The sequence below is a fragment of the Pseudomonas sp. genome, from assembly GCF_050739995.1.
In the GTDB taxonomy this organism is placed as follows: Bacteria; Pseudomonadota; Gammaproteobacteria; order Pseudomonadales; family Pseudomonadaceae; genus Aquipseudomonas.
On the sequence record NZ_JBOICG010000731.1, the window covers coordinates 1 to 4257 of the forward strand.

Consider the following 4257-nt stretch of genomic DNA (forward strand, 5'->3'; position numbering starts at 1 on the left):
CCCCAAGCCCCGAGGCACCGCCGCTGACCAGGAATACCTTGTTTTCAATCTGCATCATTGCTTCCTTAAAAATGGCTCAAGCGACCTTGGAAATAGTCACTCCAGAGCTGCACAGCAGCAATGGTCAAACCCATCAACCTGACTGACTGGTTTGGCCAATGATTGATCCCGTTGATCAGCCAGTCAGCCCAAGTGATTGGACGCCTGCGTGGTCGGCTTCTAATCTGGGGGCCTGCGCCACCGAAGAAGTCTCCTTGCGATGATCGTGCGTCCCAAACCCAACCTGCTAGGTATCCTGTTTTCCCTCAAGGGGTCGATTGCGCGGCGCATTGCCCTGCGCAGCCTCATGGTGACCCTGTTGGCGTCGGTGATCGTGCTGGTGGAAACCCTGCACCCCGCCTACTTCTCCAAGGTCAATGCCACGCCCTTCACGTTGCTGGGCCTGTCACTGTCGATCTTCATGAGTTTTCGTAATAACGCCTGCTACGACCGTTGGTGGGAAGGCCGCAAACAGCTGGGGCAAATGATCATCGATGTACGCTCGCTGATTCGCGAAACCCAGGTGCTGGGCGATAGCTCTGAACGCGCCGGCCTGTTACGTGGCTTGTGCGGATTTGCCTATGGGTTGATCGCGCGTTTGCGCCATGAAGATGAAGCCCGGGCGATACAGCCATGGATGGCGGTAGACGCCAACCACCCCAACCCGCCTGACAGCGTGCTGCAAACCCTCGGCGCGCGCTTTTCCGAGCTGGCAGAGCGTGGGGTGATCAGTGACTGGCGCTACACCCAACTGGAGACACGCCTGGTGGGCTTGAGCCAGGTCCAGGCCTCCTGCGAGCGGATCAAGCACACGCCACTGCCCTTCCCCTATACGTTGCTGCTGCATCGCACTATCTATCTGTTCTGCATTTTGCTGCCGTTCGCCATGGCCGAACCGTTGGGTTGGCTCACGCCGGTGTTCACCGCCATTGTCAGCTACACGTTCTTTGGTCTCGACGCAATCGGTGACGACCTCGAAGATCCGTTCGGCTTCGACGAGAACGATCTGCCATGCAACGCGATCGTGCGCACCCTGGAGCGCGAGATCCTTGCCGCGCTGGGCGAAACTGACTTACCACCGGCCCTGGAGCCGATGGACTATGTGCTGAGCTGATGCGGGTTTGACACTCGCCCTGGTCTGACCGAAGCTGATGGCTTTGTAATAGCTGCTTAAGCTTTCGGACGCCTGCATGTCAAAGTCACGCCGTTACGCCATCGTCGGCCTGTGCGCCCTGTTATTGATTGTATTGATCACCTGGTTGTTCTTGCGCCCTTCCCCAGCGGTGGTGCCGCCGGCCATCGCCCATGGCTACGCCAAGGCGCTGCGGCAAGCGCATAACGGCGAGCCGGGCGCGGCTCGAGTGTTGTATCAACAATTGGGTCGGCCGGACCTATCGCCCGAACGCCGTGCGGCCCTGCACGCTGAACTGCCCAACTACCCCAGCCCCCAAGCGCTGAAACTCGCCGACAAGGACTTGGCCAGTGAGTCGCCACTGGTGCGAGAGGCGGCGATTCATAGCATCGTCGGTCTGGTGCCCACTGGGCAACGTACGTTGCTACTGGGCCCGATACTCGAAGATCCCGAGCAAAGCGTGCGCTTTGCCGCCGCGAATGCCTTGCTCGGCCTGTCACCGGACACCCTGGGCCTTTACTTCGGCCCGCTGCAGCAAGTGCTCGACGAATTCGTGAAATATCTCAAGGCCCAGCCCGAGACGGCCGAAGGCTGGATTCAGCTGGCACGCCTGTACATCCATAGCGCGTTGTTGCCCGACGCGCAAAATGCCTTGGAACAGGCCATGCGACTGCAACCGGACAACTTGGAGGCGGTGGTGGCGCAAATCGAGCTGCTGGACAAGCAAGGCAAGACTGAAGAGTCCCGCCAATTGCTGGCGCGGCAGTTGGCCGAGCATCCGGAGTCAGCGTACCTGCAACATGCCCTGGGCATGTGGCTGTTGCACCACGGTGAGCGCCCATATGCCCTGCTCGGCTTGTCCAAGGCGGTAGAACTGGAGCCGGACAATCAGGATTACCGCTACGACCTGGCCACCACCCTGCATGCCCAAGAGGAATTGGAAGCCGCCCAGCGCCAGTTGGAAGACATCATTCAACGTCACCCAGCCAACCGTAAGGCGCGGGTGTTGCTGGTCAATTACTGGAAAGAAAGCGGCCAATTGCAAAACGTCCAGGTGCTGCTTGCACAGCTTGAACAGCAGAACCCGGACGATCCTGCATTACAGCAAGGTCTCTAGACCTAGCCGTTCACCTTTGATCTGCTGACGGCGAAAGCGCGGGAGATGATCAGACAATCAAGTGCGAGATATCCCGAAACAGCTGGACGTAGAGCGATTGGAATCGTCAGCGGGCTTATGAATACAAAGGGTCAAGTATTCATAACATCCTGATGAGTGACCCTATGACGGCGATACCGCTTATCCAGCCTTCTTCTTCCCGCAGCCTGATGACTCCTCAGCTACGCACCGACGCACAACAGGCTCCTGAAGATCGGAGTACCGGGCCCGAAGTAATCACTGGAAGCCCTCGAAGCCAAGGCGACCTGGAGCTTTCAAAACAGTACGGACTGGCCTTGGCCAAAACACTGAACGGCCATGAAAGAGAGATCACTGTCTCACCCATCGCGGCCCATTCGACATTCGGTGAGTGGTGGGCGCAACTCAGACACGCCTTCCAAGCACCGGATATCACTCAATGGATGAATGATCACGGTGTTGACCCTGATTCGGTAGAAATCAATCCCGGCTCGGGCAAGATCATGTTCTGCCTTAAACACGCACTCGACCCGCGCGGGATAAAACGGACGGTGGGCCAGGATGATGCTCAGTGGGCCGCCGCCAGCCGTCATTTGATGGCGGCCGGACGGATCATTGCAGCGGGCGCGCTTTTCTCGACGTTCAAGCCGGCCCAGGCAAAAACCAGGGACATTGCGCCCTTGAGGCTGATCAGCCATTTTTACAGGGTTCATAACAGTGGTCGCCAACTGACCACCCAGGAACGCACAGCAGCGTTTGCTGCGGGAAAAGGCTTCGAGACCATCAATGACCCTGTATTCACCTATTTACGCGAGCAGCGCAACGAAGAAGCGTTACTGAACCAAAAGGCCATGCTGGGCGATGTGCATAGCCGCCATGCTGTTGTTGAAACGCTCAATACGCTGATCAATGAGCTGAAATCCGGCACTACCGATATCCCAACGTACCTGGCGGATTATCATGTATCGGTTCATCGTGACAGTCATTCCGAGTACGCTGGCACGACCCCCAGCCTCAAACAACTCTTCGACAGCAATGGCTGGGATATCCCCGCCGATCAGGCTGAGTTGGAGAGCCTTGTAAGGGCTTTGGCAACCCCACGTCCCGCTAGCCTTGAGCACGGTAACTACGGTGGCGCGCTGGCGTGGTCCATTCCGGTTGAAAACACCACGCAGATTCAACTGATGGCCGACCTGCGCAACGGCGCTTTTGATGGCATCGACACCCGCGCGTTTTCGAATGTGCTCGAGTACCTGCTGCACAATCAGTTCATCGATCCTTCTGCGCTAAAAAATCCGCGTGAGGTGTTCAACAGGTTGATCAACTCACCTAAGGGCCAGGCACTGGGCGAAGCGATTCAGGCTCAGTTCGATGCCAGGTCCGTAAAAGGCAGCGTGAATGATTGGCTGCTGGCGGCCATGAGTGTCGACCCGCAACACACGCAGCCGGGCCAAAAATGCCAGGTGGCGGGTTTTCTCCTCACAGATACCAGAAATGGAGGCCAAACAGCCGCGGATATTGTTTTGAGTCTGACTGATCATCTGCTCGACACCCGCAGGTCATCCTCTTACGAAAAAGCCCAACTTCAAGCGCACCTGCTGCTGTCATCCCAAGCGCCGGAATTGCTGGTCCAAGCCATTCCTGATGCGGTGAAGTTCGGCACCTACAGTTGGGTCAGCTTTGCCACGGCCGTCGCACGGATCGAGGCGGATGCACCAGGCGCCACAGCACGAATGACCTATGCCCAAGTCATGCTCGCAGCGGACATTGCACCGATCACCGCTGAACAGCGCGAGGTCGAATACCGGGCCCAGCAAGTCGCGCTCAAAGACTGGGCGGTGGTCAACGGGATGGGCTACCCACTGACCGAGGCTGCGATGCTGGATGTCCGCAACGCATTTGATCAAAGCATCCAAGAGTTGCGTGCAGCTTCCGCCGCTCAGTCCATGGA

Annotated in this window: 2 protein-coding genes and 1 pseudogene; all 3 read left to right on the forward strand. The window is 57.9% G+C overall.

Annotated elements, in window-relative coordinates; genetic code table 11:
* The first annotated feature begins 259 nt into the window (after nucleotides 1–259).
* Nucleotides 260–1153, forward strand: a complete 894-nt coding sequence (locus ACRESD_RS24650; protein ID WP_431753297.1) for a bestrophin family protein — start codon at nucleotides 260–262, stop codon at nucleotides 1151–1153.
* A 76-nt stretch (nucleotides 1154–1229) separates the two neighbouring features.
* Nucleotides 1230–2288, forward strand: coding sequence for a tetratricopeptide repeat protein (locus ACRESD_RS24655; RefSeq protein ID WP_431753298.1), 1059 nt, complete (start codon nucleotides 1230–1232; stop codon nucleotides 2286–2288).
* Between the two features lie 164 nt (nucleotides 2289–2452).
* A pseudogene (locus ACRESD_RS24660) lies at nucleotides 2453–4257 on the forward strand (hypothetical protein); the annotation flags it as partial.

Coding starts and splice junctions, on each gene's coding strand:
- ACRESD_RS24650 (WP_431753297.1), top strand. CDS start 260: ATGATCGTGCGTCCCAAACCCAACCTGCTAGGTATCCTGTTTTCCCTC.
- ACRESD_RS24655 (WP_431753298.1), top strand. CDS start 1,230: ATGTCAAAGTCACGCCGTTACGCCATCGTCGGCCTGTGCGCCCTGTTA.